The sequence below is a fragment of the Streptomyces caniferus genome (assembly GCF_009811555.1).
GTDB lineage: Bacteria > Actinomycetota > Actinomycetes > Streptomycetales > Streptomycetaceae > Streptomyces > Streptomyces caniferus.
The window spans coordinates 4351573-4373008 of sequence record NZ_BLIN01000005.1 but is presented as its reverse complement, the minus strand read 5'-3'; the positions used below and the strand labels follow the sequence as shown (position 1 = coordinate 4373008).

Annotated in this window: 24 protein-coding genes and 1 riboswitch; of the genes, 14 read left to right on the top strand and 10 right to left on the bottom strand. The window is 73.8% G+C overall.

The window, feature by feature from the left end:
- Positions 1-2: 2 nt before the first annotated feature.
- The 3 genes from Scani_RS35695 to Scani_RS35685 all read right to left on the bottom strand — a co-directional run bounded on the left by Scani_RS35695 (position 3) and on the right by Scani_RS35685 (position 2971).
- Positions 3-983: a hypothetical protein gene (locus Scani_RS35695; protein WP_246296338.1), complete on the bottom strand. Its 981-nt coding sequence runs from the start codon at positions 981-983 to the stop codon at positions 3-5.
- Positions 984-1195: 212 nt separating this feature from the next.
- Positions 1196-1855 (bottom strand): hypothetical protein, encoded by a 660-nt coding sequence (locus Scani_RS35690; protein ID WP_159481814.1) that lies wholly within the window; start codon positions 1853-1855, stop codon positions 1196-1198.
- A gap of 93 nt (positions 1856-1948) precedes the next feature.
- Positions 1949-2971: a cation diffusion facilitator family transporter gene (locus tag Scani_RS35685; protein WP_159481813.1), complete on the bottom strand. Its 1023-nt coding sequence runs from the start codon at positions 2969-2971 to the stop codon at positions 1949-1951.
- A 225-nt stretch (positions 2972-3196) separates the two neighbouring features.
- Between Scani_RS35685 and Scani_RS35680 the strand changes: the two genes are divergently transcribed.
- The 4 genes from Scani_RS35680 (at position 3197) to Scani_RS35665 (ending at position 6252) form a co-directional block, all read left to right on the top strand.
- The gene (locus Scani_RS35680) at positions 3197-3466 is read left to right on the top strand and encodes a hypothetical protein (RefSeq protein ID WP_246296336.1); all 270 of its coding nucleotides are present in this window, start codon (positions 3197-3199) and stop codon (positions 3464-3466) included.
- Positions 3467-3687: 221 nt separating this feature from the next.
- Positions 3688-5007, top strand: a complete 1320-nt coding sequence (cbiE, locus tag Scani_RS35675) for a precorrin-6y C5,15-methyltransferase (decarboxylating) subunit CbiE (RefSeq protein WP_159481812.1) — start codon at positions 3688-3690, stop codon at positions 5005-5007.
- A complete protein-coding gene (gene cobM / locus Scani_RS35670) occupies positions 5004-5798 on the top strand; it encodes a precorrin-4 C(11)-methyltransferase (protein ID WP_159481811.1) in 795 nt (264 codons plus the stop codon). The genes cbiE and cobM overlap by 4 nt, the downstream gene beginning before the upstream one ends.
- Before the next feature lie 136 nt (positions 5799-5934).
- Positions 5935-6252 (top strand): hypothetical protein, encoded by a 318-nt coding sequence (locus Scani_RS35665; RefSeq protein ID WP_159481810.1) that lies wholly within the window; start codon positions 5935-5937, stop codon positions 6250-6252.
- Positions 6253-6277: 25 nt separating this feature from the next.
- Here Scani_RS35665 and Scani_RS35660 read toward each other — a convergent pair whose 3' ends face one another.
- On the bottom strand, positions 6278-7486 hold the full coding sequence (locus Scani_RS35660) for a cobalt-precorrin-5B (C(1))-methyltransferase (protein WP_159481809.1): 1209 nt from the start codon (positions 7484-7486) through the stop codon (positions 6278-6280).
- Between the two features lie 17 nt (positions 7487-7503).
- On the opposite strand from Scani_RS35660, the gene Scani_RS35655 reads away from it, so the two are divergent.
- Entirely contained in the window at positions 7504-8283 is a 780-nt protein-coding gene (locus tag Scani_RS35655; RefSeq protein WP_159481808.1) for a cobalt-precorrin-6A reductase, read from the top strand.
- Positions 8284-8418: 135 nt separating this feature from the next.
- Here Scani_RS35655 and Scani_RS35650 read toward each other — a convergent pair whose 3' ends face one another.
- On the bottom strand, positions 8419-8646 hold the full coding sequence (locus Scani_RS35650; protein WP_159481807.1) for a hypothetical protein: 228 nt from the start codon (positions 8644-8646) through the stop codon (positions 8419-8421).
- 129 nt (positions 8647-8775) lie between these two features.
- On the opposite strand from Scani_RS35650, the gene Scani_RS35645 reads away from it, so the two are divergent.
- The 7 genes from Scani_RS35645 (at position 8776) to Scani_RS35615 (ending at position 11476) form a co-directional block, all read left to right on the top strand.
- The gene (locus Scani_RS35645) at positions 8776-9597 is read left to right on the top strand and encodes a helix-turn-helix domain-containing protein (protein WP_159481806.1); all 822 of its coding nucleotides are present in this window, start codon (positions 8776-8778) and stop codon (positions 9595-9597) included.
- Positions 9594-9803: a DUF397 domain-containing protein gene (locus Scani_RS35640; protein ID WP_159481805.1), complete on the top strand. Its 210-nt coding sequence runs from the start codon at positions 9594-9596 to the stop codon at positions 9801-9803. Before Scani_RS35645 ends, Scani_RS35640 begins: the two co-directional genes overlap by 4 nt.
- A 22-nt stretch (positions 9804-9825) precedes the next feature.
- Positions 9826-10035, top strand: coding sequence for a DUF397 domain-containing protein (locus Scani_RS35635; protein ID WP_159481804.1), 210 nt, complete (start codon positions 9826-9828; stop codon positions 10033-10035).
- A gap of 62 nt (positions 10036-10097) precedes the next feature.
- Positions 10098-10355 carry a hypothetical protein gene (locus Scani_RS35630; RefSeq protein WP_159481803.1) on the top strand — a complete coding sequence of 86 codons (258 nt, stop codon included), beginning with the start codon at positions 10098-10100 and terminating at the stop codon, positions 10353-10355.
- Complete coding sequence (locus tag Scani_RS35625; protein WP_174872795.1) at positions 10352-10732, top strand: PIN domain-containing protein; 381 nt, start codon at positions 10352-10354, stop codon at positions 10730-10732. The genes Scani_RS35630 and Scani_RS35625 overlap by 4 nt, the downstream gene beginning before the upstream one ends.
- A 9-nt stretch (positions 10733-10741) precedes the next feature.
- Positions 10742-10912 (top strand): hypothetical protein, encoded by a 171-nt coding sequence (locus Scani_RS35620; RefSeq protein ID WP_159481802.1) that lies wholly within the window; start codon positions 10742-10744, stop codon positions 10910-10912.
- A 45-nt stretch (positions 10913-10957) separates the two neighbouring features.
- Complete coding sequence (locus tag Scani_RS35615) at positions 10958-11476, top strand: hypothetical protein (RefSeq protein WP_159481801.1); 519 nt, start codon at positions 10958-10960, stop codon at positions 11474-11476.
- Between the two features lie 60 nt (positions 11477-11536).
- On the opposite strand, the gene Scani_RS35610 is transcribed toward Scani_RS35615, so the two are convergent.
- From Scani_RS35610 to cobG, 3 genes are all read right to left on the bottom strand, one after another.
- Positions 11537-13108, bottom strand: a complete 1572-nt coding sequence (locus Scani_RS35610; RefSeq protein ID WP_159481800.1) for a precorrin-2 C(20)-methyltransferase — start codon at positions 13106-13108, stop codon at positions 11537-11539.
- A gap of 2 nt (positions 13109-13110) precedes the next feature.
- A complete protein-coding gene (locus Scani_RS35605) occupies positions 13111-13743 on the bottom strand; it encodes a precorrin-8X methylmutase (RefSeq protein WP_159481799.1) in 633 nt (210 codons plus the stop codon).
- A 95-nt stretch (positions 13744-13838) separates the two neighbouring features.
- Positions 13839-15197 (bottom strand): precorrin-3B synthase, encoded by a 1359-nt coding sequence (gene cobG, locus Scani_RS35600; RefSeq protein WP_246296333.1) that lies wholly within the window; start codon positions 15195-15197, stop codon positions 13839-13841.
- A gap of 181 nt (positions 15198-15378) precedes the next feature.
- Positions 15379-15451: riboswitch (cobalamin riboswitch) on the top strand.
- A gap of 56 nt (positions 15452-15507) precedes the next feature.
- On the opposite strand from cobG, the gene cobN reads away from it, so the two are divergent.
- Positions 15508-19110 (top strand): cobaltochelatase subunit CobN, encoded by a 3603-nt coding sequence (gene cobN, locus Scani_RS35595; protein ID WP_159481798.1) that lies wholly within the window; start codon positions 15508-15510, stop codon positions 19108-19110.
- 58 nt (positions 19111-19168) lie between these two features.
- On the opposite strand, the gene Scani_RS35590 is transcribed toward cobN, so the two are convergent.
- Complete coding sequence (locus Scani_RS35590) at positions 19169-19393, bottom strand: hypothetical protein (protein ID WP_167538108.1); 225 nt, start codon at positions 19391-19393, stop codon at positions 19169-19171.
- Between the two features lie 124 nt (positions 19394-19517).
- On the opposite strand from Scani_RS35590, the gene Scani_RS35585 reads away from it, so the two are divergent.
- The gene (locus Scani_RS35585; RefSeq protein WP_159481796.1) at positions 19518-19790 is read left to right on the top strand and encodes a DUF1876 domain-containing protein; all 273 of its coding nucleotides are present in this window, start codon (positions 19518-19520) and stop codon (positions 19788-19790) included.
- Positions 19791-19887: 97 nt separating this feature from the next.
- Here the strand turns inward: Scani_RS35585 and Scani_RS35580 are convergent, their stop codons facing one another.
- On the bottom strand, positions 19888-21216 hold the full coding sequence (locus Scani_RS35580) for an LCP family protein (RefSeq protein ID WP_159482562.1): 1329 nt from the start codon (positions 21214-21216) through the stop codon (positions 19888-19890).
- Positions 21217-21436: the final 220 nt, after the last annotated feature.

Genomic DNA, 21436 nt, shown 5'->3' with positions numbered 1-21436 from the left:
GGTCAGGGTCCGGCGGCGGCGCGGGCGAGCCGGCGCGCGAGCAGCGCCCGGGCCGTCGGCGGCCCCGCCGCGGCCAGTACCGCGGTCAGGGCGCCCGCGCCGGCGAGGAGCCAGACCCCGGTGAGCAGCGAGCCGGCGAGCGCATCGGCGTACGCGCCCGCGGCGGGCCGGGAGATCACGGCGGGCAGCGCGTCCAGGGCGCGGCCGCGGACCAGCGCGAGCGCGACGGCCAGCAGGGCGGCGGCCGCCGCGCAGCCCAGCCCCGTGCAGATCAGCGCGCGCCGCCGGTGCCGCGCCAGCAGCAGCCCGCCGGCCAGGCACAGCACCGCGGCGGGCGGCAGCAGCAGCGCGGCGGTGTGCACGACGCGGTAGACGGCCCGGATGCGCGGCACGTCCGGCGCCTTCAGCAGCACGATCTCCACCCCGGCCCGTGGCACCCGGCGGACGAGGTCGAGCCCCAGGCCGTTGTGCGACAGCTGACGCCTGACCCGCTCCACGACCGGGGTGAGATCGAGGGTGACCGGGGAGCGGCCGGACGTGGTCAGACTGCCGTCCAGGGTCCGGTGGGCGGCCCGGTGCACCCCGTTCCACATCGCGGGGAAGCCGCGCCCGGTGACCACCTGCCGCACCCGTGCGGCCACGAACTCGCGCAGGCCGCGGGTGAAGTGCCGGCGCAGCGCGGGACGCTCGGCACGCGGTACGGCGTCCAGCAGCCCGTCGAGCCGGACGTGCGCCATCACCCCGTCCGTGACGTCGTCGACGACCGCGTCCTGGACGGCGGTGTTCCCGGCCAGCGGTGCCACCGACGCCACATAGCTGTCGGTCTCGGTCAGTTCGGCCCGCGCCCAGGTCGCGGCCAGGCTCAGCGGCAGCAGCACCACCCCCATCAGCAGCAGCACCCCACCGGCCACCGCCCGTCCGCGCCGCCACGACGACCGCTCCGTCACCCGCCCGTCCGGGGGTATGGGGGCGCTCGCTGACATCGCGTCTGGTCCTTCCTGCCCGGCGGCGGACTGCGGCGCGTCCGGGGGCCGGCGGGCCCGGGAAGGCCCGCACGACGTGCCCTACGGCCTCCTTCCAGGCAAGTGCGAACCCCCGGCGCCCGCGAGCGGGACCGGTGCCAATGGGTGACCCGGCACCGGGACCCGGCGGGCCCACGGGGCCAGAGCGCGCGGGGCCGGGGCGCGGCCGGGGCTCAGCGCGGCTGCGCGGCGCGCCGCCGCCGGACCGCCCGCACCACTCCCGGCCCGAACAGCGCGGTGGCCGCGGCGGCCACCGCCCACCCCACCCAGCCGTTGCCGCCGCCGGCCTCCGCGTGCGTCTCCGGGAGGTCGTCCAGATCGCCCGAGCAGGCCGTGGGGGCGAAGGATTCGCCGACGTAGACACAGACCGTGGAGGCGGCGCGCAGGGTGCCGGGGGCGGCGCTGCCGGTGTCGTCGTGGCGGTCGCCGAGCACTGCCGAGGCGGTGAACACCTGGATGTCGTGCGCGGGCAGGTCGGAGTGCCAGACGGCCTTCTGCTCCCGCTCGCCGCGTCCTTCGAGAGTGGCGCCGGGCGCGGTGGCGGAGGTCGTGGTGGCCGGCATCTCCTGTTCGATGCGGGCCCCGCGGACCGCGGTGGAGCCCAGGTTGTGCACGGTGATGCGGTAGTCGAGCCGTTTGCCGGCCTCGGCGTCGTCCCGGCCGTCGGTCACCGCCACCGTGACCGAGACGGCGGGCGGAGCCTGCGCGGCGTAGCGGGCGGCGGGCGAAGCGGCCTGTGCGGCGGCGGGCGGTGCCTGCGGGGCGGACGCGGCGGCGGACGGTCCGGGGAGCGCGGCGGCGCACAGCAGTGCGCAGACAACGGCGGTTCTCATGCCGTCATCCGAGCATCGCGGCGCCCGTCACCGGCGGCAGGCGGCCTCCGCCCGGCCCGGGTTCACCCGAGTGAGGGGGCGGCGGCCCGTCCCTCACCGCCGGTGCGGCCCCGACCGGTGCACCGGACCATGGGCGTCCTCGCAGTGGCCGGCCTGCTCCTCCGGGTCGGCGGCTCCGGGCCGCGGGCCCAGCGTCAGTAGGTCGTCGGGCGCGCCCTGTTCCCCGACGTGATCGACCTGGAGGGTGGCGTGACTGATGCCGTACTCGCCGCTCAGCAGCTCCTGCAGACCGCGGCGGACCTTGTGGCAGTCGCCGCCCGGCGCCACCAGGATGTGCGCGGAGAGCGCCGGCTGCCCCGAGGTGATCTGCCAGATGTGCAGGTCGTGCACCTCGACGACCTCGTCCGTGGCGACCAGATGCTCGCCCAGCGCGTCCGGGTCGACGCCCGCCGGTGCGGCCTCCATGAAGATCCGTCCGGACTCGCGCACCAGCCCCGTCCCGGCCCGCAGCATCAGCACGACGACCACCAGCGAGGCGATCGCGTCCGCCCGCTCGAAGCCCGTCGTCAGCACGATCAGACCGGCGAGAGCGGTGGCGACGAAGCCGAACAGGTCGGTGAGGATGTGCTGGTAGGCGCCCTCGACGTTGAGGCTGGAGCGGTTGGCGCGGGAGAGCAGCCAGGTGCAGATCAGGTTCACCACGATCCCGGACAGCGCGGTGATCAGCACCAGTCCGCCGGTCACCGCGGGCGGCGAGATCAGCCGCTGGACCGCCTCGTACGCCAGCCAGACGGACAGCAGCAGCAAGGTGATGCCGTTGGCCTGGGCGGAGAGGATCTCGGCGCGCTTGAGTCCGTAGGTGTACCCGCCGCGCGCGGGCCGCGCGGCCAGCCGCATCGCGACCAGGGCCAGCACGATCGAGACCGCGTCGGTGAGCATATGGGCGGCGTCCGAGATCAGCGCCAGGGACTGCGCCACGACACCGATGACGACCTCGACCGCCATGTACGCCGTGAGCAGGATGAGCGCGCTGCGCAGCCAGCGCCGGTCGGCGTCCGGCGCGACCCCGTGGGCGTGGCTGTGGCTGTGCCCGTGGCTGTGGGCGTGCTCGGTCATGGGCGCGCTCCTTCCTGGCTCCTTGCTGCGAAGCAAACCGCACTTCGGCAAAAGATCCAAAGGCTGCATCGGTGACCGTTGTCATTACCGTCGAACGGCCTATCGTGCCTGGTCAGAGCGGTGTGGCGGGAGCGAGGGCGGCGGCGGGAAACGGAGCGCGGATGTCCGCTCCCGGCTGGCGTGGGAAGCCGGCGAGGTCTGTGCGCCCGGGTAGCATCCGGCGCTATGAGCGCTTCGGGCGAGACCGCGCGGCCCGCACCCGGCAAGGGGCAGATCCTGGCGGTGCTCGGCCTGCTGGCCGCCGTCGCCCTCCTCTCCGGGCACCACGAGGGCCTCCCCTTCTGGCTCGGCGCGCTGACCGGCGTGGTCGCCGTGCTCGGCTATCTGGTCTGCTTCGACTCCCCGCGCGGCATCTGGCAGTGGCTGCCGGCGGGCATCGGCTTCTGCGCGGCGTTCCTGTTCGCGGGACAGTTCTTGATCGCGCTGCTGGCGTGAGACCGCGGGGCGGCCGAGGTGCCGCCCCGGTACGGCGGCCGCGGCCGTTGTGCCGACGGTGTGCCCTGCCGGCGCGGGGGCACGTGGGCCGAGGGTCCCGGGGCTTCCCGGGGGGCAGCGGGACGCCATGACCCGACCGGTCAGTAAAGTTCGGCTCCCGTCCCCCGGACCGGTACCCCTTCCTCGGGCCCGGCCCCTCCCGACCTCTGAGGTACTCGGCAGTGAGCCCCGCACCACCCGCCCCGGCCGCTCCTGAACCCGTTTGCGTCGTCGGCATCGGGGCCGACGGCTGGGACGGACTGCCCGCCGCCTCCCGGCAGGCCCTGCAACGCGCCGAGGTGCTGATCGGCGGCCCCCGCCAGCTCGCGCTGCTGCCCGAGGAGTGCGCCGGTGAGCGCGTTCCCTGGCCCACGCCGCTGCGCCCCGCCGTCCCCGGACTGCTGGCCGCGCACGCCGGGCGCCGGGTGTGCGTGCTGGCCAGCGGCGATCCGATGTTCTACGGGATCGGGCGGACGCTGACCGAGGTGCTGGCGGAGCAGGCGCCGCCCGCGGCTGCCCCGCAGCAGCCCCGGCTCCGGATCCTCCCCCACCCCTCCTCCGTCTCCTACGCCTGCGCCCGCCTCGGCTGGCCGCTGGAGGAGACCGAGGTCGTCACGCTCGTCGGGCGGCCCACCGAGAACCTGGCCCGCGCGCTGTACGACGGCCACCGCCTGCTGGTGCTGTCCGCCGGCGCCGGCACCCCCGCCGAGGTCGCCGCCCTGCTGCGCGCCCACGGCTTCGGCCCGACCCGTATGCGGGTCCTGGAGCAGCTCGGCGGCTCCCGCGAACGGACGGCGGAGGGCACCGCCGCCGACTGGGACGCCCCGCCCGCCGATCCCCTCAACGTCATCGCCCTGGACTGCCGCCGCGCGCCCGGCACCGCGCCCCTGGCCACCGTCCCCGGCCTCCCCGACGCCGCCTACGAACACGACGGCCAGCTCACCAAGCGGCATGTCCGCGCCGCCACCCTCGCCGCGCTGGCGCCCGCTCCCGGCGAACTCCTGTGGGACATCGGCGGCGGCTCCGGCTCCATCGCCATCGAATGGCTGCGGGCCCACCGCAGCTGCCGCGCCCTCAGCGTCGAGCGCGACGCCGTACGGGCCGAGCGGATCGGCCGCAACGCGCGCGCGCTCGGCGTACCGGCGCTGCGCGTCGTCCACGGTCCCGCGCCCGCCGCGCTGGACGGACTGCCGACGCCGGACGCGGTGTTCATCGGCGGCGGGCTGACCGCTCCCGGCCTGCTGGCCGCGTGCTGGGAGGCGCTGCCCGCGGGCGGCCGGATCGTCGCGAACACCGTGACGCTGGAGTCCGAGGCGCTGCTCGCCGACCAGTACCGGCAGCACGGCGGCGAACTCGTCCGGCTCGCGGTCGCCCATGCGGTGCCGGTCGGCGGCTTCACGGGCTGGCGGCAGGCGATGCCGGTCACCCAGTGGTCGGCCGTGAAGCCACAGGCCACCTCCCCGTCCCCGTCCTCCCTCCCCGAGGAGACCGAGCAACCATGACCGTCCACTTCATCGGCGCGGGTCCCGGCGCCGCCGACCTGATCACCGTGCGCGGCGCCCGTACGCTCGCCTCCTGCGGGGTCTGCCTCTACGCGGGCAGCCTGGTGCCGCGCGAGCTGCTCGCCGAGTGCCCGCCCGGCGCCCGGCTCGTCGACACCGCGCAGCTGGACCTCGACACGATCACCGCCGAGATGGTCCGCGCCCACGAGGAGGGCCACGACGTCGCCCGGCTGCACTCCGGCGATCCGTCCGTCTTCAGCGCGGTCGCCGAGCAGATGCGCCGTCTCGACGCGGCCGGGGTGCCCTACGACGTGGTGCCCGGTGTCCCGGCCTTCGCCGCCGCGGCCGCCGCCCTCAAGCGCGAGCTGACCGTCCCCACCGTCGGCCAGACCGTCATCCTCACCCGCGTCGCCCAGCGCGCCACCCCCATGCCCGAGGGCGAGGACCTCGCCACCCTCGGCCGCAGCGGCGCGCTGCTGGTCCTCCACCTGGCGGCGATGTACGTCGACCGGGTCGTCGACGAACTCCTGCCCCACTACGGCGCCGACTGCCCGGCCGCCGTCGTCGCGATGGCCTCCCGCCCGGACGAACTCGTCCTGCGCGGCACCCTCGCCGACATCGCCGGCCAGGTGAAGGCCGCGGGTGTGGTCCGTACGGCCGTCATCATGGTCGGCCGCACCCTGGGCGCCGAGCAGTTCCGCGACAGCCACCTCTACTCGGCGGACCGCGAGCGGCCGCATGCGCCGTGCGACGCGCCGGCGCCCGCTCCGGCTCCGACAAACACCCCCTAGGGCCGGCACCGGCCCCACCGGGACCGTCCGGCTGACCACGGGACCGCATCGGGGTGAATGTCCGTTACTCGGCGCCCGGGGGCCGGTAAGGAAGCTGCGACACCCCAGGGGGCCCGAAGCAAAGGAGTGCGCCACGATGCGTACCAGATTGGCCGCGGGTGCGGTCGGCACCGCAGTCCTGCTGACGCTCTTCGGCGGCAGCGTCGCCGCCGCCGACGGCACGGACCACATCACGCCGGCGCCCGGCGCCCCGGCGCGGATGCACGACAGCACGCCGTTCCTGCACAACAGCCCGGTCCGGATCAACAATCGTCCGGTGGGGCGCTACGACCGCATGGGACGGTTCCGCGACAACCCGCTGCAGGCGACCACCTGTGCCCTCGGCACGGCGCTGGGCAGGCTCACCGGCCGCGGCAACGACTGCGTGGCCAGCCGGTACGGGCTGCCTACCTGACAGGTGTGGAGGTGGGGGGAGCCCTTCACCGGAGCGGGCCCTGCTGACGGGCCTCCCCCGGCCCGCGCGGCTCCGCCCGCCCCACCACCATCCCCGCCCGGTCGATGCAGATCACGTCGACCGCGACGGGCGCACCCCGCAGCACGGCCAGCGCCTCGTCCCGCGCCGTCGCCGCCACCAGATCTCCCAGCGGGACATCCGCGGCGGCACACAACTGCAGCGCCGCCAGGCCCGTGTTGGCCTCGGCCACCGCCTGCGCCAGCGCCTCGTCCGCGCCGCCCCGCCGGGCCAGTCCGGCCAGGAAGCCCTTGTCGACCTGGGACCGCGCGGAGTGCAGATCCAGATGCCCGGCCGCCAGCTTGGACAGCTTGGCGAACCCGCCGCAGAGGGTCAGCCGCTCGACGGGATGACGCCGGATGTACTTCAGCACCGCCCCCGCGAAGTCCCCCATGTCCAGCAGCGCGTCCTCGGGCAGATGGTGCAGGGCGACGGCGGCCTTCTCCGACGTCGATCCCGTACACCCGGCGACATGCCGACGCCCCGCCGCCCGCGCCACGTCCACACCCCGCCGGATGGAGTCGATCCAGGCCGAGCAGGAGTAGGGCACCACGATCCCGGTGGTCCCCAGGATCGACAGCCCGCCCAGGATCCCCAGCCGCGGATTCCAGGTGCTCCGGGCGATCTCCTCCCCGTGATCGACGGAGATCTCCACCTCGACGTCGGCCGCCGCCCCCGGGCCGCCGCCGTACCGCGCCGCGACCTGCGCCAAGTGCTCCCGCATCAGCTGCCGCGGTACGGGATTGACCGCCGGCTCCCCGACGTCCAGCGGCAGCCCGGGCCGGGTCACGGTCCCGACCCCCGTCCCCGCCTTGAACACGACCCCCGACCCGGCCGGCAGCGCCCGCACGGTGGCCCGGACGAGCGCCCCGTGCGTCACATCCGGATCGTCGCCCGCATCCTTCACCACACCCGCCATGGCGGCCGTGCGCCCCGGCGCGAGCTCCTCCACCGCCAGCGCGAAGGACGGCGTCTGCCCCTTCGGCAGCGTGATCGTCACCGGATCCGGGAACTCGCCGCTCAGCAGCGCCGTGTACGCGGCGGTGCTCGCCGCCGTCGCACAGGCCCCGGTCGTCCACCCGGGCCGCAGCCCGGTGTGCGCGAGCTGCGCGCTGCGCCCGCCCGCCGCCTTGCCGGTCCCCTGCGGCCCCGTACCCTGCGGTTGCGCTTCAGCCACGGAGGAACCCACATCCCATGCCCGACGCAGCCCGACCGCCACGCCACGTACTGATCCTCGGCGGTACGACGGAAGCCCGCCGCCTGGCCGCCGCCCTGACGCCGGAGCCGTCGTTGCGCGTGACGACCTCGCTCGCCGGCCGGGTCGCGGCGCCGCGGCTGCCCGACGGGGAGGTGCGCATCGGCGGGTTCGGCGGCCCCGAGGGCCTCGCCCGCTGGCTGCGCGCGCACGCGGTGGACGCGCTCATCGACGCCACCCATCCTTTCGCCGACACGATCAGTCACCACGCGGCCCTGGCCGCCGCCACCGCCCATGTTCCCCTGCTCGCCCTCCGCAGGCCCGGCTGGGTACCGGGACCCGGCGACGACTGGCACCAGGTCACCTCCCTGGACGAGGCCGCCGCCGCCCTCCCGGCCCTCGGCACCCGCATCTTCCTCACCACCGGCCGCATGGGCCTCGCCCACTTCGCCCACCTCACCGACCTCTGGTTCCTGGTCCGCTCCGTGGACGCCCCCGAGCCGCCGCACCCGCCCCGTATGGAGGTGCTGCTCGACCGCGGCCCCTTCACGCTGGAGGGCGAGCGGGAACTCCTCCGGGAGCACCGCATCGACGTCCTGGTGACCAAGGACAGCGGCGCCGCCGCGACCGCCGCCAAGCTGACGGCGGCGCGGGAGGCCGGGGTGCCCGTGGTGGTCGTACGGCGCCCGCCGCTACCGGAGGGCGTGCCGGTGGCGGCGGACCCGGACGAGGCCGTGAACTGGGTCCGCCGCCTTTTCAGTGAGGCCAATGCACACTGAAGTGATTGGCCTCGCGGACTCTTTTCGCTAATTCTTCGCGGCGTCGTGCTGATTGCGCGGGCTCGTCATCACGGCGGCCGTCCGCGTCGTCACAGCCGGGTTCGCGGGCACTCGGGGATTCGCCCGCCTCCGTCTTCACGGGGCGGACGTCCGCACTGCCTCCGCGAGCCGCCGCGCGACCTCCGGGGTGCACCGCCCCAGCTCCACCAGCGGCCGCGGAAAGTGATCCGCCAGCGAGACCGGGTCCACGGCCAGCGACGGCAAGGTGATCCCCGCGCCCTTCAGCGCCGTCCGCAGTTCGCCGCACGCCTGCTCCGCGTCCCTGAGCTTCCCGGCCGCCGGACCGCGTTCCGCCATTCCCATATTTCCTCTTCTCCGTTGGATCCTGACTGGGCTGCGAAAGCCCTTTCACGGTCCTAGAGTCGTCACAACCGCCATCTCATAAAAGGGAGTTGGCGTTGTCGCCGCACCAGGGCAACAGGAGAGTGGGGAATGGTCGAAAAGAATTCCGATGGCGAGGATTCCGCCCGCTGGGTACTCGCCTGCGAACTCCGCCGGTTACGCGAGGCCTCCGGCAAATCCCTGGCCCAACTGGCCGAGGAGACCAACTACGACCGCACCTACCTGCACCGCCTGGAGACCGGCGAACGTCTCTCGAAGCTGCCGGTCATGGAGGCGCTGGACCGGGTCTACGGCACGGGCGGGCTGCTGGTGCGGCTGTGGAGGCTGGCGCGCCTGGATGCGTTCAAGGACAAGTACCGGGAGTTCATGAAGTACGAGGCGAAGGCCACGATCATTCACAAGTACGCGGTGGTCGTCCCTGGTCTCCTGCAGACCGAGGGCTTCGCCCGGTTCGTGCTGTCGTCGTCTCCAACCTGCAAAGGTCCGGACGAGCTTGAGGACGACGTCGCCGCTCGCATCGCCAGGCAGGAACTGTTGTGCCGCACCCCTCCACCCAGTGTCCGGATCATTCTCGACGAGGCGGTTCTGCGGCGTCCGGCGCCTGACTCCACGGTCTGGCATGACCAGCTCGCCCGAATCGAGGACGCAGCCAAAGCGCCGACCATGACGATCCAGGTGCTTCCGCTGTCTGTCGGCGTGCAGGGTCTCACCGGCGGGCCGCTCTCGCTGCTCTGGATGGCGGACGGCAGCGCTGTTGCCTACCTGGAGGGCAACAGATCAGGGGAGTTGGTCGAAGATCCAGCAGAAATCGAGCGATACCGACTGTCCTACGATCGCCTGCGGGACGCGGCGCTGCCGCCGTGTGACTCATCCACATTCATCCGGCAGTTGGTGGAGGACAGCAGGCCATGAAGACGAACCCCGACCTGGCAGGTGTTGCATGGCGCAAGAGCAGCTACAGCGACGGAGGAGAGGACAACTGCGTCGAGGTCTCCGACGGCTTCCCCGGCGCCGTCCCCGTCCGTGACAGTAAGAACCCCGAAGGCCCGGTGCTGCTCTTCCCTGCCGCCGCTTGGTCGGACTTCATAGGTGGCGTGAGGGCTGACCGGCTCCGCTGAGGCGACTGGAGGGCAGCAGACCATGAACACCATGCCTGACCTGGTCGGCGCCGTGTGGCGCAAGAGCAGCTACAGCGACGGCGGAGCCAACAACTGCGTCGAGGTCTCCGACGGCTTCCCCGGTGCCGTGCCGGTCCGTGACAGTGAGGCCCCGACCGGTGGTGTGCTGCTGTTTCCGGCGGCTGCATGGTCGGCGTTCATAGTCACCGTGAAGGGCGGTCGGCTCGGCTGAGACGGAGCGGTAGGGTACGGGTACGTACCCGTACCCCTGGTGCTTCGGAAAGGAACACGACGATGTCCGATGCCAATGTCCGTATTCCCGTGGAGGCCAAGGACCGGCTCGCCGCGATAGCGGCTGCCGAGGGCCTGTCGCTACGTGCCTATCTGGCCCGGCTGTCGGAGACCCTACTGACCCCGGCTGAGCGTGCGGAGCGTGCCGAGAAGGCCCGCACGGCGCTGAAGAAGTGGAACGGGTACGCCCCGACCGCTGGGGAGCAGCAGGACCTGGACACTGAGCTCGACCGGCGTCTGGCCCAGGCGACCGGCCGGTGAGCGACGCCCTGCACATCGTCCTGGACGACACCGCGATGACCGCGGCCGGCCAGGGCAACGTTCTCGCCTCCCGCCTCATCCACCGTGCCCACGCCGAATCCGGCTGGTACCTCTACGCGCCGACGTGCGCGCTCGTCGAAGCCGACCGCGCACGGCCCGGCACTGCCGAGCACCTTGCCGCCCTGCCCGGCATCACTGTCCTGGACCTGGACCTGCCTGCCGCGCTGGCGATAGCGGGACAGGAGACGTGGGCCGCGGCCCACAGTCACTACGCAGCTCAGCCCACGGCCGACCGTCCCGACGGAGCGATCGTCGCCACCACCGCTCCGAAGCGGTGGCATGGCGAACCGGTCCGCGTCCTGGACCTCAACGCTTGAACGCACGACTTGGCCCGGGGTATCGCCTTCGGTTCGCCAGAAAGGCAGCCACCACACAAGAAGTGCGCGAACAGCAGCAAGCACCAGTGGCGCACCATGATCGACGTCGACCTCATCGGCGTTGCCGACTCGCCGGAGAAGGCCTACACGAAGCCCGTCACGGTCAAGTGCGGCGTCTGATTTTCTAGTTCCGCCCTTCCCTCCGCTTGATCCAGGAGTACGGCCATGAGTGATGCCGGTCCGGACGCCACCCTCATCGTGGGACTGCACGGGGTACTGGACCGGTATCCCTGGATCGACCGGGTGAGCGCCGAGTTCGACCTCGAAGAGGACGTCTTCGGCCTCGCCGTGAAGCGGGCGTCCGCCTACGCCTGGAGTTCCACCGCCCTGACGGACAAGCCGGCCGACAACCTCTGGGACCACCCGGTGACCGTGTCCGCCCTGCCGTCGGCCGACCTTGCCGCGCGGGCCGCCGAGATCCGCGAAGCGGCACTGGAGCGCACGTATCAGCACATGACGGTGGAGACCCTCAAGCCCGCCGGCGCGACGGCTGCGGGGCTCGCCCGCCCGCTCGCCGGGGAGGTGCAGGCCGAGGGCATGCGCCGGGCGCTCGCCTTCCGCTGCGGCGTGCGCGAGTGGTCCACGGACGTGGCCGCGTGGACGACGGAGGTGTTCGCGGACTCGATCCGGGCGGTGACGGGACTCTCGGGCCTGATCCTCATCACGGTCTCCGCGGAGGCCTGAAATCCGTGGGGGGATGCACCCCCCAGTCGCTGAGGCCGGCGGGGCCCGGAAAGCCCCGGCTCACCCCTCCGGATACCTCCGCGGCGTCCACACGATCTCCGTGCCGTCGTCACGCCGGACCGCCTGGGTCTGGGACGAGCCGACGATCAGGAGCGTGCGCATGTCGACCTGGTGCGGGTCGAGGTCGGCCAGGTGCACCGTGCGGACGGATTCCTCGGGACCGCCGATGTCGCGGGCGAGGATGACCGGGGTGTCGGGGGCGCGGTGCTCCAGGAGGAGTTCGCGGGCCTTGCCGACCTGCCAGGTGCGGGTGCGCGAGCCGGGGTTGTAGAGGGCGAGGGCCAGGTCGGCGGAGGCCGCCGCGTGGAGGCGTTCGGCGATGACTTCCCAGGGCTTGAGGCGGTCGGAGAGGGAGATGACCGCGTAGTCGTGGCCGAGCGGGGCGCCGGCGCGGGCGGCGGCGGCGTTGGCTGCGGTGACGCCCGGGAGGACGCGTACGGGGATGGCGCGGTACGGGTCCTGGGAGGCGACCTCCAGGACGGCGGTGGCCATGGCGAAGATGCCGGGGTCGCCGCCGGAGACCACGGCCACCCGGCGGCCGCGCCGGGCCAGGTCGAGGGCGAGCTCGGCGCGTTCGGACTCGACCTTGTTGTCGGAGGCGTGGCGGCGCTGGCCGGGGCGCCGCGGGACGCGGTCGAGGTAGGTGGTGTAGCCGACGAGGTCTTCGGCGGCGGCCAGGGCACCGCGGGACTCGGGGGTCAGCCAGAGGGGGCCGGCCGGGCCGGTGCCGACGACCACCACTTCGCCCGGACCGGCAGACGCGGTGGCCTCGTCGGCCTCCGCTCCGGGCGCGCGGTAGGACTGCTCGGCGACGCGGCTGGGGACGACCGCGACGGAGAAGTACGGGACGGTGTCCGCATCGATCTCCGCCAGCTTCCGCGTGCGCTCGCCGGACATGGTGGCGCGCTCGACGTAGTGGGCCTCGGGGAGGCGGCCGGCGCGGTCCATGGCGCGGCGGACGGTGGGGAAGGTGCGGCCCAGCTTCATGACGACGGCGGTGTCGGTCGAGGCCAGGCGGGCGGTCAACTCCTCCTCCGGAAGCGTGCCGGGAAGGATCGTCAGGACCTCGTCGGCCTCGGCGAGCGGCTTGCCCAGGCGGGCCGCGGCGGCGCTGACGGACGTGACGCCGGGGATGACCTCGGTCGGGTAGCGGTGCGCCAGCCGCTTGTGCATGTGCTGATAGGAGCCGTAGAAGAGCGGGTCGCCCTCGGAGATGACGGCGACGGTGCGGCCGGCGTCGAGGTGGACGGCGAGGCGGGCGGCCGCGGACTCGTAGAACTCGTCCAGGGCGCCCCGGTAGCCGCCGGGGTGGTCGGTCGACTCGGTGGTGACCGGGTAGACCAGCGCCTCCTCGATGTGGTCGGCGCGCAGGTGCTCGGCGGCGATGGAGCGCGCGATCGAGCGTCCGTGGCGGGCGCTGTGATAGGCGATGACATCGGCCCGGCCGATGATCTGGACGGCCCGGACCGTCATGAGGGACGGGTCGCCGGGGCCGAGGCCGACCCCGTAGAGGCGGCCCGCGCCGGTCGTCGTCGCGGCGCTGCCGTCACCGGTTGCCTGCTGCTCGCTCACGCTTACTCTTCCTCGCTTGCCATGGCGTTGATCGCGGCCGCGGCCATGGCGCTGCCGCCCCGGCGTCCGCGCACCACGATGTGGTCCAGCTTCGACGGATGGGCGATCAGCGCGTCCTTGGACTCGGCGGCGCCGATGAAGCCCACGGGTATGCCGATGACGGCGGCCGGGCGGGGCGCGCCTTCCTCGATCATTTCGAGGAACCGGAAGAGGGCGGTGGGGGCGTTGCCGAACGCGACCACGGCGCCTTCCATCCGGTCCCGCCACAGTTCGAGGGCCGCGGCGCTGCGGGTGGTCCCCATCCGGGCGGCCAGGTCGGGGACCGACGGATCGGTCAGGGTGCACAGCACGTCGTTGTTCGCCGGCAGCCGCTTACGGGTGACGCCGCTGGCGACCATGTTGGCGTCGCAGAGGATCGGGGCACCGGCGTGCAGGGCCTTGCGGGCGGCGGCCACCACGTCGGGGGTGAAGGCCAGGTCGCGGACCAGGTCGACCATGCCGCAGGCGTGGATCATGCGGACCGTGACCTGGCTGACGTCGGCGGGCAGGCCGTCGAGGGCCGCCTCGGCGCGGATGGTGGCGAAGGACTGGCGGTAGATCGCCGCACCGTCCTTCTCGTAGTCGAACGCGGTCACTTAGGCCTCGGGGGTGTCGGGTGCGGGAGGGCTCGGGGGCGGTGCGGAGGGCTCGGGTGGTTCATGGGGCGGTGGTGCGGGGAGCTCGGGGCGGTTCATGGGGCCGGGGGCGGGGCCGCCGTGGTGCGGGTGGCGGGCGGTGCCGTGTCCGGTGCGGCGTCCGGCGATACCAGTGCTACCCGGTAGCCCGCCGTCGTGGCCAGCACGTCGACCCAGGTGCCGTGCGGGTGACCGCAGCGGCGTTCGCAGCCCGACCAGTAGACGGGGAGCCCCGGAGGGCCGGCGGGTGCGTCGCCCGGGACGGCCGTGCCGGCGGCGACGGCGGCCGTGGCGTCGGCGCGTACGTCGGTGCGGGACTTGGCGCAGCCGGGGCGGCCGGTACAGGCGCCGAGGCGGTGCCAGGGGGAGGCCGGGTCGGTGATCAGACCGGCGGCGCCGAGCTCCGCCAGCCGGCCGGGTGCCGCGGCGGCCGACAGGCCGGGCAGGACGATGCCGCGCCACGGGGTGAGGCGCAGCGCGCCGGAGCCGTCGTCGGCCGCGATCGTGGCCGCCAGCCGCCACTGGGCCGCCGACAGCCGGCCCAGCGGCGCCAGGACCGAGAGCGCCCGGTCGCCGTCGGGGCCCTCGACGATGCCGGGGGCGGCGGAGTCCGGGTACGGCGGGGAGGTACGGGTGGCGGATGCGGGCGCCCCGGCCACGTACGCGGCCTCGATGCCCGCCGACCGCAGTGCCCCGGCCACGTCCGGGGCCCGCAGGCCGTGCCCGTCGGGGAGTTCGCGGACCCGCCAGGCGCCGCTGCCGCTCGCCGCGGCGGCGGTCAGGAAGGCCTCGGCGGCGGCGAGCGCGGCGCGCGGTGCGTCCGGGCCGGCGATCCGCAGCGCCGCCGGATCGTCGCCGACCCGGAGCAGGGCGCTGCCCGCCGGGCCGGTCCCGTCCGGTTCTGCGAGCAAGCTCACATCTCCGCCGAGCGCCGCCACATCGCCCCGTCCGTCGTCCAGAACGAACAGGAAACGGCCGGAGAGGGCGGTCGCGGACGCGCTCGCACAGAGCAGCGCATCCAGCTCACGGGCCCACCGCCGCACGTCAGAAGGGGTGTGCCGGTCCAGTCCTGCCAGCGGCGAGGCGAGGATGTTGCGGATGCGTTCGTGGGCCGCTGAGGGCAGCAGACCGGCCTCGTCCAGCAGCGCGGCGAGCCGGCCGCCGCAGCCCTCCGCGAGGCCGCGGATCTCGGCGTTGCCGCGGGAGGTGAGGGAGAGGTGGCCGTCGCCGAGCAGCTCCGCGGCGTCGGCCAGGACCGTCGCCTGACGTGCCGTCAAATCTCCGGCCGGGAGCCGGATTCGGGCGAGGTGGCCGTCGGCGGCCGGATGCAGCCGCAGCGCTCCCGGGCAGGCGTCACCGCGGTCCCGCAGAGGCGGTGCGGCGGCCTGGGGCCGTGGCGAGGGGGAGGGCGGCATGGCCGCGAGCATACCCACGGGGGCGGGCGCCGATCCGGGCCGGATCCGGCCAGGCGTCCGGCCCGCGCGCGGCCTGTCCACAGGCCCGCTTACCTCGCCCGTCCACAGCCCTTACTATGCAGGTCGGTGGGTCGGCTGACCCGCCGGACGCCAGCGACGGCGCAGGGGCCACGGCCCTGGGGAGGAAGCCCGGTGAGAATCCGGCGCGGTCCCGCCACTGTGAACCCGGCAGCTGCCGGGCGAGCCAGGAACTCCCGCCGTCCTTACGACCACCCGGGGCGCGGACACCCCGAGGAAGGCCTGCGCTCGCATGCTTCTGCTGCTGTCGACCTCCGACACCGACCTGCTCAGTGCCCGCGCGGCCACGGGCCTGGTGCCGTACCGGCTCGCCAACCCCGCCCGTCTCGACGTCGCCGAGCTCCCCGCGCTGCTGGAGGGCTGTGACCTCGTCGTCGTACGCCTCCTCGGCGGCATCCGCGCCTGGGAGGAGGGCCTGGAGGTGCTGCTCGCCGAGGACCAGCACCGGCCGGTCGTCGTGCTCACCGGTGAACAGGCCCCCGACGCCCAGCTCATGGAGCAGTCCACGGTCCCGGTCGGCATCGCGGCCGAGGCGCACGCCTACCTCGCGCACGGCGGCCCGGCCAACCTCGGCCAGCTCGCCCGCTTCCTGTCCGACACGGTGCTGCTGACCGGACACGGCTTCGAGCCGCCGGCGCCCGCCCCGAGCTGGGGACCGCTGGAGTGGGAGGGCCGCAACGCGAGCGGCCCGCTGATCGCCGTGCTCTACTACCGCGCGCACCACATGAGCGGTAACACCGGCTTCGTACGGACCCTGTGCGAGCAGATCGAGGCGGCGGGCGGTCGCGCCCGTCCGCTGTTCGTCGCCTCCCTCCGCGCACCCGAACCGGAGTTGATCGAGGAGCTGGGGGCCGCCGACGCCCTGGTCACCACGGTCCTCGCGGCGGGCGGCAGCAAGCCCGCCGAGGCCTCCGCCGGCGGCGACGACGAGTCCTGGGACGCGGGCGCGCTGGCCGCCCTCGACGTGCCGATCCTGCAGGCCCTGTGCCTGACCGGACCGCGCAGCGCCTGGGAGGAGAACGACGAGGGGCTCTCGCCGCTGGACGCCGCCTCGCAGATCGCCGTCCCCGAGTTCGACGGCCGGCTGATCACCGTCCCGTTCTCCTTCAAGGAGGTCGACGAGGACGGCCTGCCGGTGTACGTCGCCGACCCCGAGCGCGCCGCCCGGGTCGCCGGGATCGCCGTCCGGCACGCCCGGCTGCGCCACATCCCGGCCGCCGAGAAGCGCCTCGCGCTGGTGCTGTCCGCCTACCCGACCAAGCACTCACGGATCGGCAACGCGGTCGGTCTGGACACCCCGGCCAGTGCCGTCGCGCTGCTGCGCCGGCTGCAGGCCGACGGCTACGACTTCGGCAGCGAAGAGGTCCCGGGCCTGGTGTCCGGCGACGGCGACGAGCTGATCTACGCCCTCATCGAGGCCGGCGGCCACGACCAGGAGTGGCTCACCGAGGAGCAGCTCGCCCGCAACCCGGTGCGCATCCCGGCCGCCGACTACAAGCGCTGGTACGCCACGCTCCCGCAGGAGCTGCGCGACTCCGTCGAGCAGCACTGGGGGCCGCCGCCCGGCGAGATGTTCGTCGACCGCAGCAGCAACCCCGACGGCGACATCGTGCTGGCCGCCCTGCGCCGCGGCAATCTCCTGATCCTCATCCAGCCGCCGCGCGGCTTCGGCGAGAACCCGATCGCGATCTACCACGACCCCGATCTGCCGCCCTCGCACCACTACTTGGCGGCGTACCGCTGGATCGCCGCCTCCGCGGACGACGGCGGATTCGGCGCCGACGCCATGGTCCACCTGGGCAAGCACGGCAACCTGGAGTGGCTGCCCGGCAAGAACGCCGGCCTGTCGGCGGCCTGCGGCCCGGACGCCGCCCTGGGCGACCTCCCGCTCGTCTACCCCTTCCTGGTCAACGACCCCGGCGAGGGCACCCAGGCCAAGCGCCGGGTGCACGCCACCCTCGTCGACCACCTCGTGCCGCCGATGGCCCGCGCCGAGTCCTACGGCGACATCGCGCGCCTGGAGCAGCTCCTCGACGAGTACGCGGCGATCTCCGCCATGGACCCGGCGAAGCTGCCCGCGATCCGCGCCCAGATCTGGACGCTGATCCAGGCCGCCAAGCTCGACCACGACCTGGGCATGGACGAACGCCCCGACGACGAGGGCTTCGACGACTTCCTCCTGCACGTCGACGGCTGGCTGTGCGAGGTCAAGGACGCCCAGATCCGCGACGGTCTGCACGTCCTGGGCGGCGCCCCGGCCGGCGAGGCGCGGGTCAACCTCGTCCTCTCCATCCTCCGCGCCCGCCAGATCTGGGGCGGTACGTCCGCCCTGCCCGGTCTGCGCGAGGCGCTCGGGCTCGACGAGTCGGCCGCGACCCGGACGACCGCCGACGAGGCCGAGGCCACGGCCCGCGCGCTGGTCCAGGCGATGGAGGACGCGGACTGGGACCCGGCGGCGGTCGCCGGGGTCGCCGCGGGGCACTCGTCCGCGGTCGCCGACATCCTCGACTTCGCCGCCCGCCAGGTCGTACCGCGTCTCGCCGCCACCACCGACGAGATCGACCATGCGGTGCACGCGCTCAACGGCGGCTTCGTCCCGGCCGGTCCCTCCGGCTCCCCGCTGCGCGGCCTGGTCAACGTGCTGCCGACGGGCCGGAACTTCTACTCCGTCGACCCGAAGGCCGTCCCCTCCCGCCTCGCCTGGGAGACCGGTCAGGCCCTCGCCGACTCCCTGCTGGAGCGCTACCGCTCCGACAACGGCGAATGGCCGCAGTCGGTCGGTCTGTCCCTGTGGGGCACCAGCGCGATGCGGACCAGCGGCGACGACGTCGCCGAGGCCCTCGCACTGCTGGGCGTCCGCCCCGTATGGGACGACGCCTCGCGCCGGGTCAACGGACTGGAGCCGATCCCGCTCGACGAGCTCGGCCGCCCCCGCGTCGACGTCACGCTGCGCATCTCGGGCTTCTTCCGGGACGCGTTCCCGCACGTCATCGGCCTCCTCGACGACGCCGTACGACTGGTCGCCGGTCTGGACGAGCCCGCCGAGTCCAACTTCGTCCGCGCCCACGCACAGGCCGACCTCGCCGAGCACGGCGACGAGCGGCGCGCCACCACCCGCATCTTCGGCTCCCGCCCGGGGACGTACGGCGCGGGCCTGCTCCAGCTGATCGACTCCCGCGACTGGCGCACCGACGCCGACCTCGCCGAGGTCTACACCGTCTGGGGCGGCTACGCCTACGGCCGGGGCCTCGAAGGCCGCCCGGCCCGGGACGAGATGGAGACCGCCTACAAGCGCATCGCGGTCGCCGCCAAGAACACCGACACCCGCGAGCACGACATCGCGGACTCCGACGACTACTTCCAGTACCACGGCGGCATGGTCGCCACCGTCAAGGCGCTCAAGGGCAAGGCGCCCGAGGCGTACATCGGCGACTCCACCCGTCCCGAGACGGTCCGCACCCGCACCCTGGTCGAGGAGACCTCCCGGGTCTTCCGCGCCCGGGTGGTCAACCCCCGCTGGATCGAGGCGATGCGCCGCCACGGCTACAAGGGCGCCTTCGAACTCGCCGCGACCGTGGACTACTTGTTCGGCTACGACGCCACCACGGGTGTGGTCGCCGACTGGATGTACGACAAGCTCGCCCAGACCTACGTCCTCGACCCCGAGAACCGCGACTTCCTCCAGCAGGCCAACCCCTGGGCCCTGCACGGCATCGCCGAACGCCTCCTGGAGGCCGAGTCCCGCGGTATGTGGGAGAAGCCGGACGCCGAGACGCTGGCGGCGCTGCGGCAGGCGTTCCTGGAGACCGAAGGGGAGCTGGAGGGCGAGGACTGACACCGCGGCGGGGCGGCGCGTCCGCTTGGCCGCCCCCGGCCCGCCCGACGCCTCGGCGTCAGGCGGGCCGTGCCGTGACGTCCCCGTTGCTGGTGCTCAGGTCCAGGCGGTAGCGGGCGGGCGGGTCGTCGGCGACGCCGAGGTGCGAGCAGCCGTCCCCGCAGCCGCCGAGCACCAGCACACCGCCGCCCTCGCCCCGGTACGTCGCCGCCGCGGGCCGGTCGCCGCGGTAGGTGACCGAGCGGTGGAGCGCCACCGGGCGGCCGCGCTTGCCGCCGTGCACCGTGACACCCCCTGACCCCACAGCCGGGGTGCGGCAGGCCCCAGGTGCGGGCCGCGGACGCCGGTGCGAGGATTTTCGTGGGGGCGGTTCGCGTGCTGCCCCTGGGTGGACGAGGAGGCTTCCGGTGACTGCCACGAAGACATGGAAGACCGAGATCAGCATCACCGAGACCGAGAGCGAGGTCCGGGCCGAGGCCAGGCTGCGCGGCAAGGAGGGCGGGCAGATGGTGGGCCAGGGGGAGGCCCGCTGCAACCCCGCCGACGAGAACGTGCCGGCCATCGGGGACGAGCTGGCGGTGGCCCGGGCGATGTCGGACCTCGGCCATCAGCTGCTGATGCGCGCCGCGCACGATATCGAGGTGCACACGGACCGGCCGGTGGAACGCCTGCGCGTCTGAGGACGCCGGCCCCCACCGAGGCCCGTCCGGCGGTCCGTGGACGGCGCCCCTGCCGGCCTGACGCGGCGCGCCGGGCCGGTCAGGGCGCCGTGGATCCTCAGTGCGTCTCGGCCGGGAAATCCGGCCCGATCGTCAGTGTCAACGCGCCCGGTGCCGCGGCGGCCGACTCCGTCGCCTTGGTGCCGTCGAGGCGGCCGGCGAGGACGGTGCTCTGTGCCTTGAGCGCGGCCGGGTAGCTGATGGTGGTCTTGTCCGTCGCCGGGGCGTTGCCGGTCCCGACGACGGTGAAACCCAGCCTGCGCAGCTGCTCGGCCGCGGAGGCGGCCCGGCCGGAGACGCCGGTGCCGTTGAGGACGCGGACCTGCACGGAGCGCGCGGTCACCGGGTTCTTGGCGGCCTCGGCCAGCTTCTTCTTTCCGGCGGCGCCGATCTCGCGGTCGTGCGCGAGGTCGCTGAAGAGCTGGCCGGCCTGCGGATACTGCCAGACCACATTGGCCTTGTCGGTGGGGACGTCGGACTCGCGGTAGTAGTTGGGGACGGTCAGGAAGGTCAGGCGGTCGGTGGGGATGTCCTTGACGGTCGAGGCCAGGTCGTAGAGCGGCTTGAGACCGGCCAGGTCCTTGTCGGTGGTGATCGACTTGGTCGCCGAGTCCAGGAAGTCGTAGAGCTCGCCGGGGCTGGTGAGCTTGGCCTGCGCCTTGGCGCCCAGGGCCTTCATGAACTCCTGCTGGCGGCCGATGCGGCCGAGGTCGGAGCCGTCGCCGACGCTGTAGCGGGTGCGGACGTAGCCGAGCGCCTTCTCGTCCCGGACGTTCTGGCAGCCCGCGTCCATGTCGAGGTGGGCCTTCTTGTCGTGGATGGCGTGCTTGGGGCAGACCTCTATGCCGCCCAGCGCGTTGACCATCCCCTTGAAGCCCTGGAAGTCGACCGAGGTGAAGTGGTCGATGCGCAGCCCGGTGTTCTTCTCGACGGTCTTGATGGTGCAGGCCGCGGCCTTGCGGATCTCGCCGGAGTCACCGCCGATCGAGAACGCCTCGTTGATCTTGAAGTGGTGCGGGGACGACTTGGAGCCGTTGCCGCGGGTGCAGGCGGGGATCTGCACCCAGGAGTCCCGGGGGAACGACAGGGCGGTGGCCCACTTACGGTTGGCGGCGATGTGCACCACCATCAGCGTGTCCGACTGCATGGTGGTCAGGCCCTTGCCGTACTTGGCGTTGGCGCCCGCGCGGCTGTCGGAGCCGACGACCAGGATGTTCTTGGAGCCGGGGCTGAGGTTCACCGGCCGGGCGCCGTCGACCTGGATGTCCGCGCCGTGGATGTTGCCGTCCAGGTGCTGGTAGACCCACGCCCCGACGCCGGCCGTGCCGAGCAGCAGCACGCCGAGCGCGCCGCCGGTCCAGGCGAGGATGCGGCCGCGGCGGGTCATCCTCAGCTTGCCCGTACCGCCCGCCCGGCGGGAGCCGTCGCCGGATCCGCGGGCCGGGCCGGGCGGTCTGCGGCGCGAGCCGCCGCCGGACGCGCGGGAGCCGGCGCGGCCGGGGCCGGCGTCGCCGGTGGTACGGGACGGTCCGGATGCGCCGCCGGTGCCCCGCCGGGCCGTCTGCTGGTGCGTCTGCCTGTCATGCACGCCGATGGCCCTTCTGGTC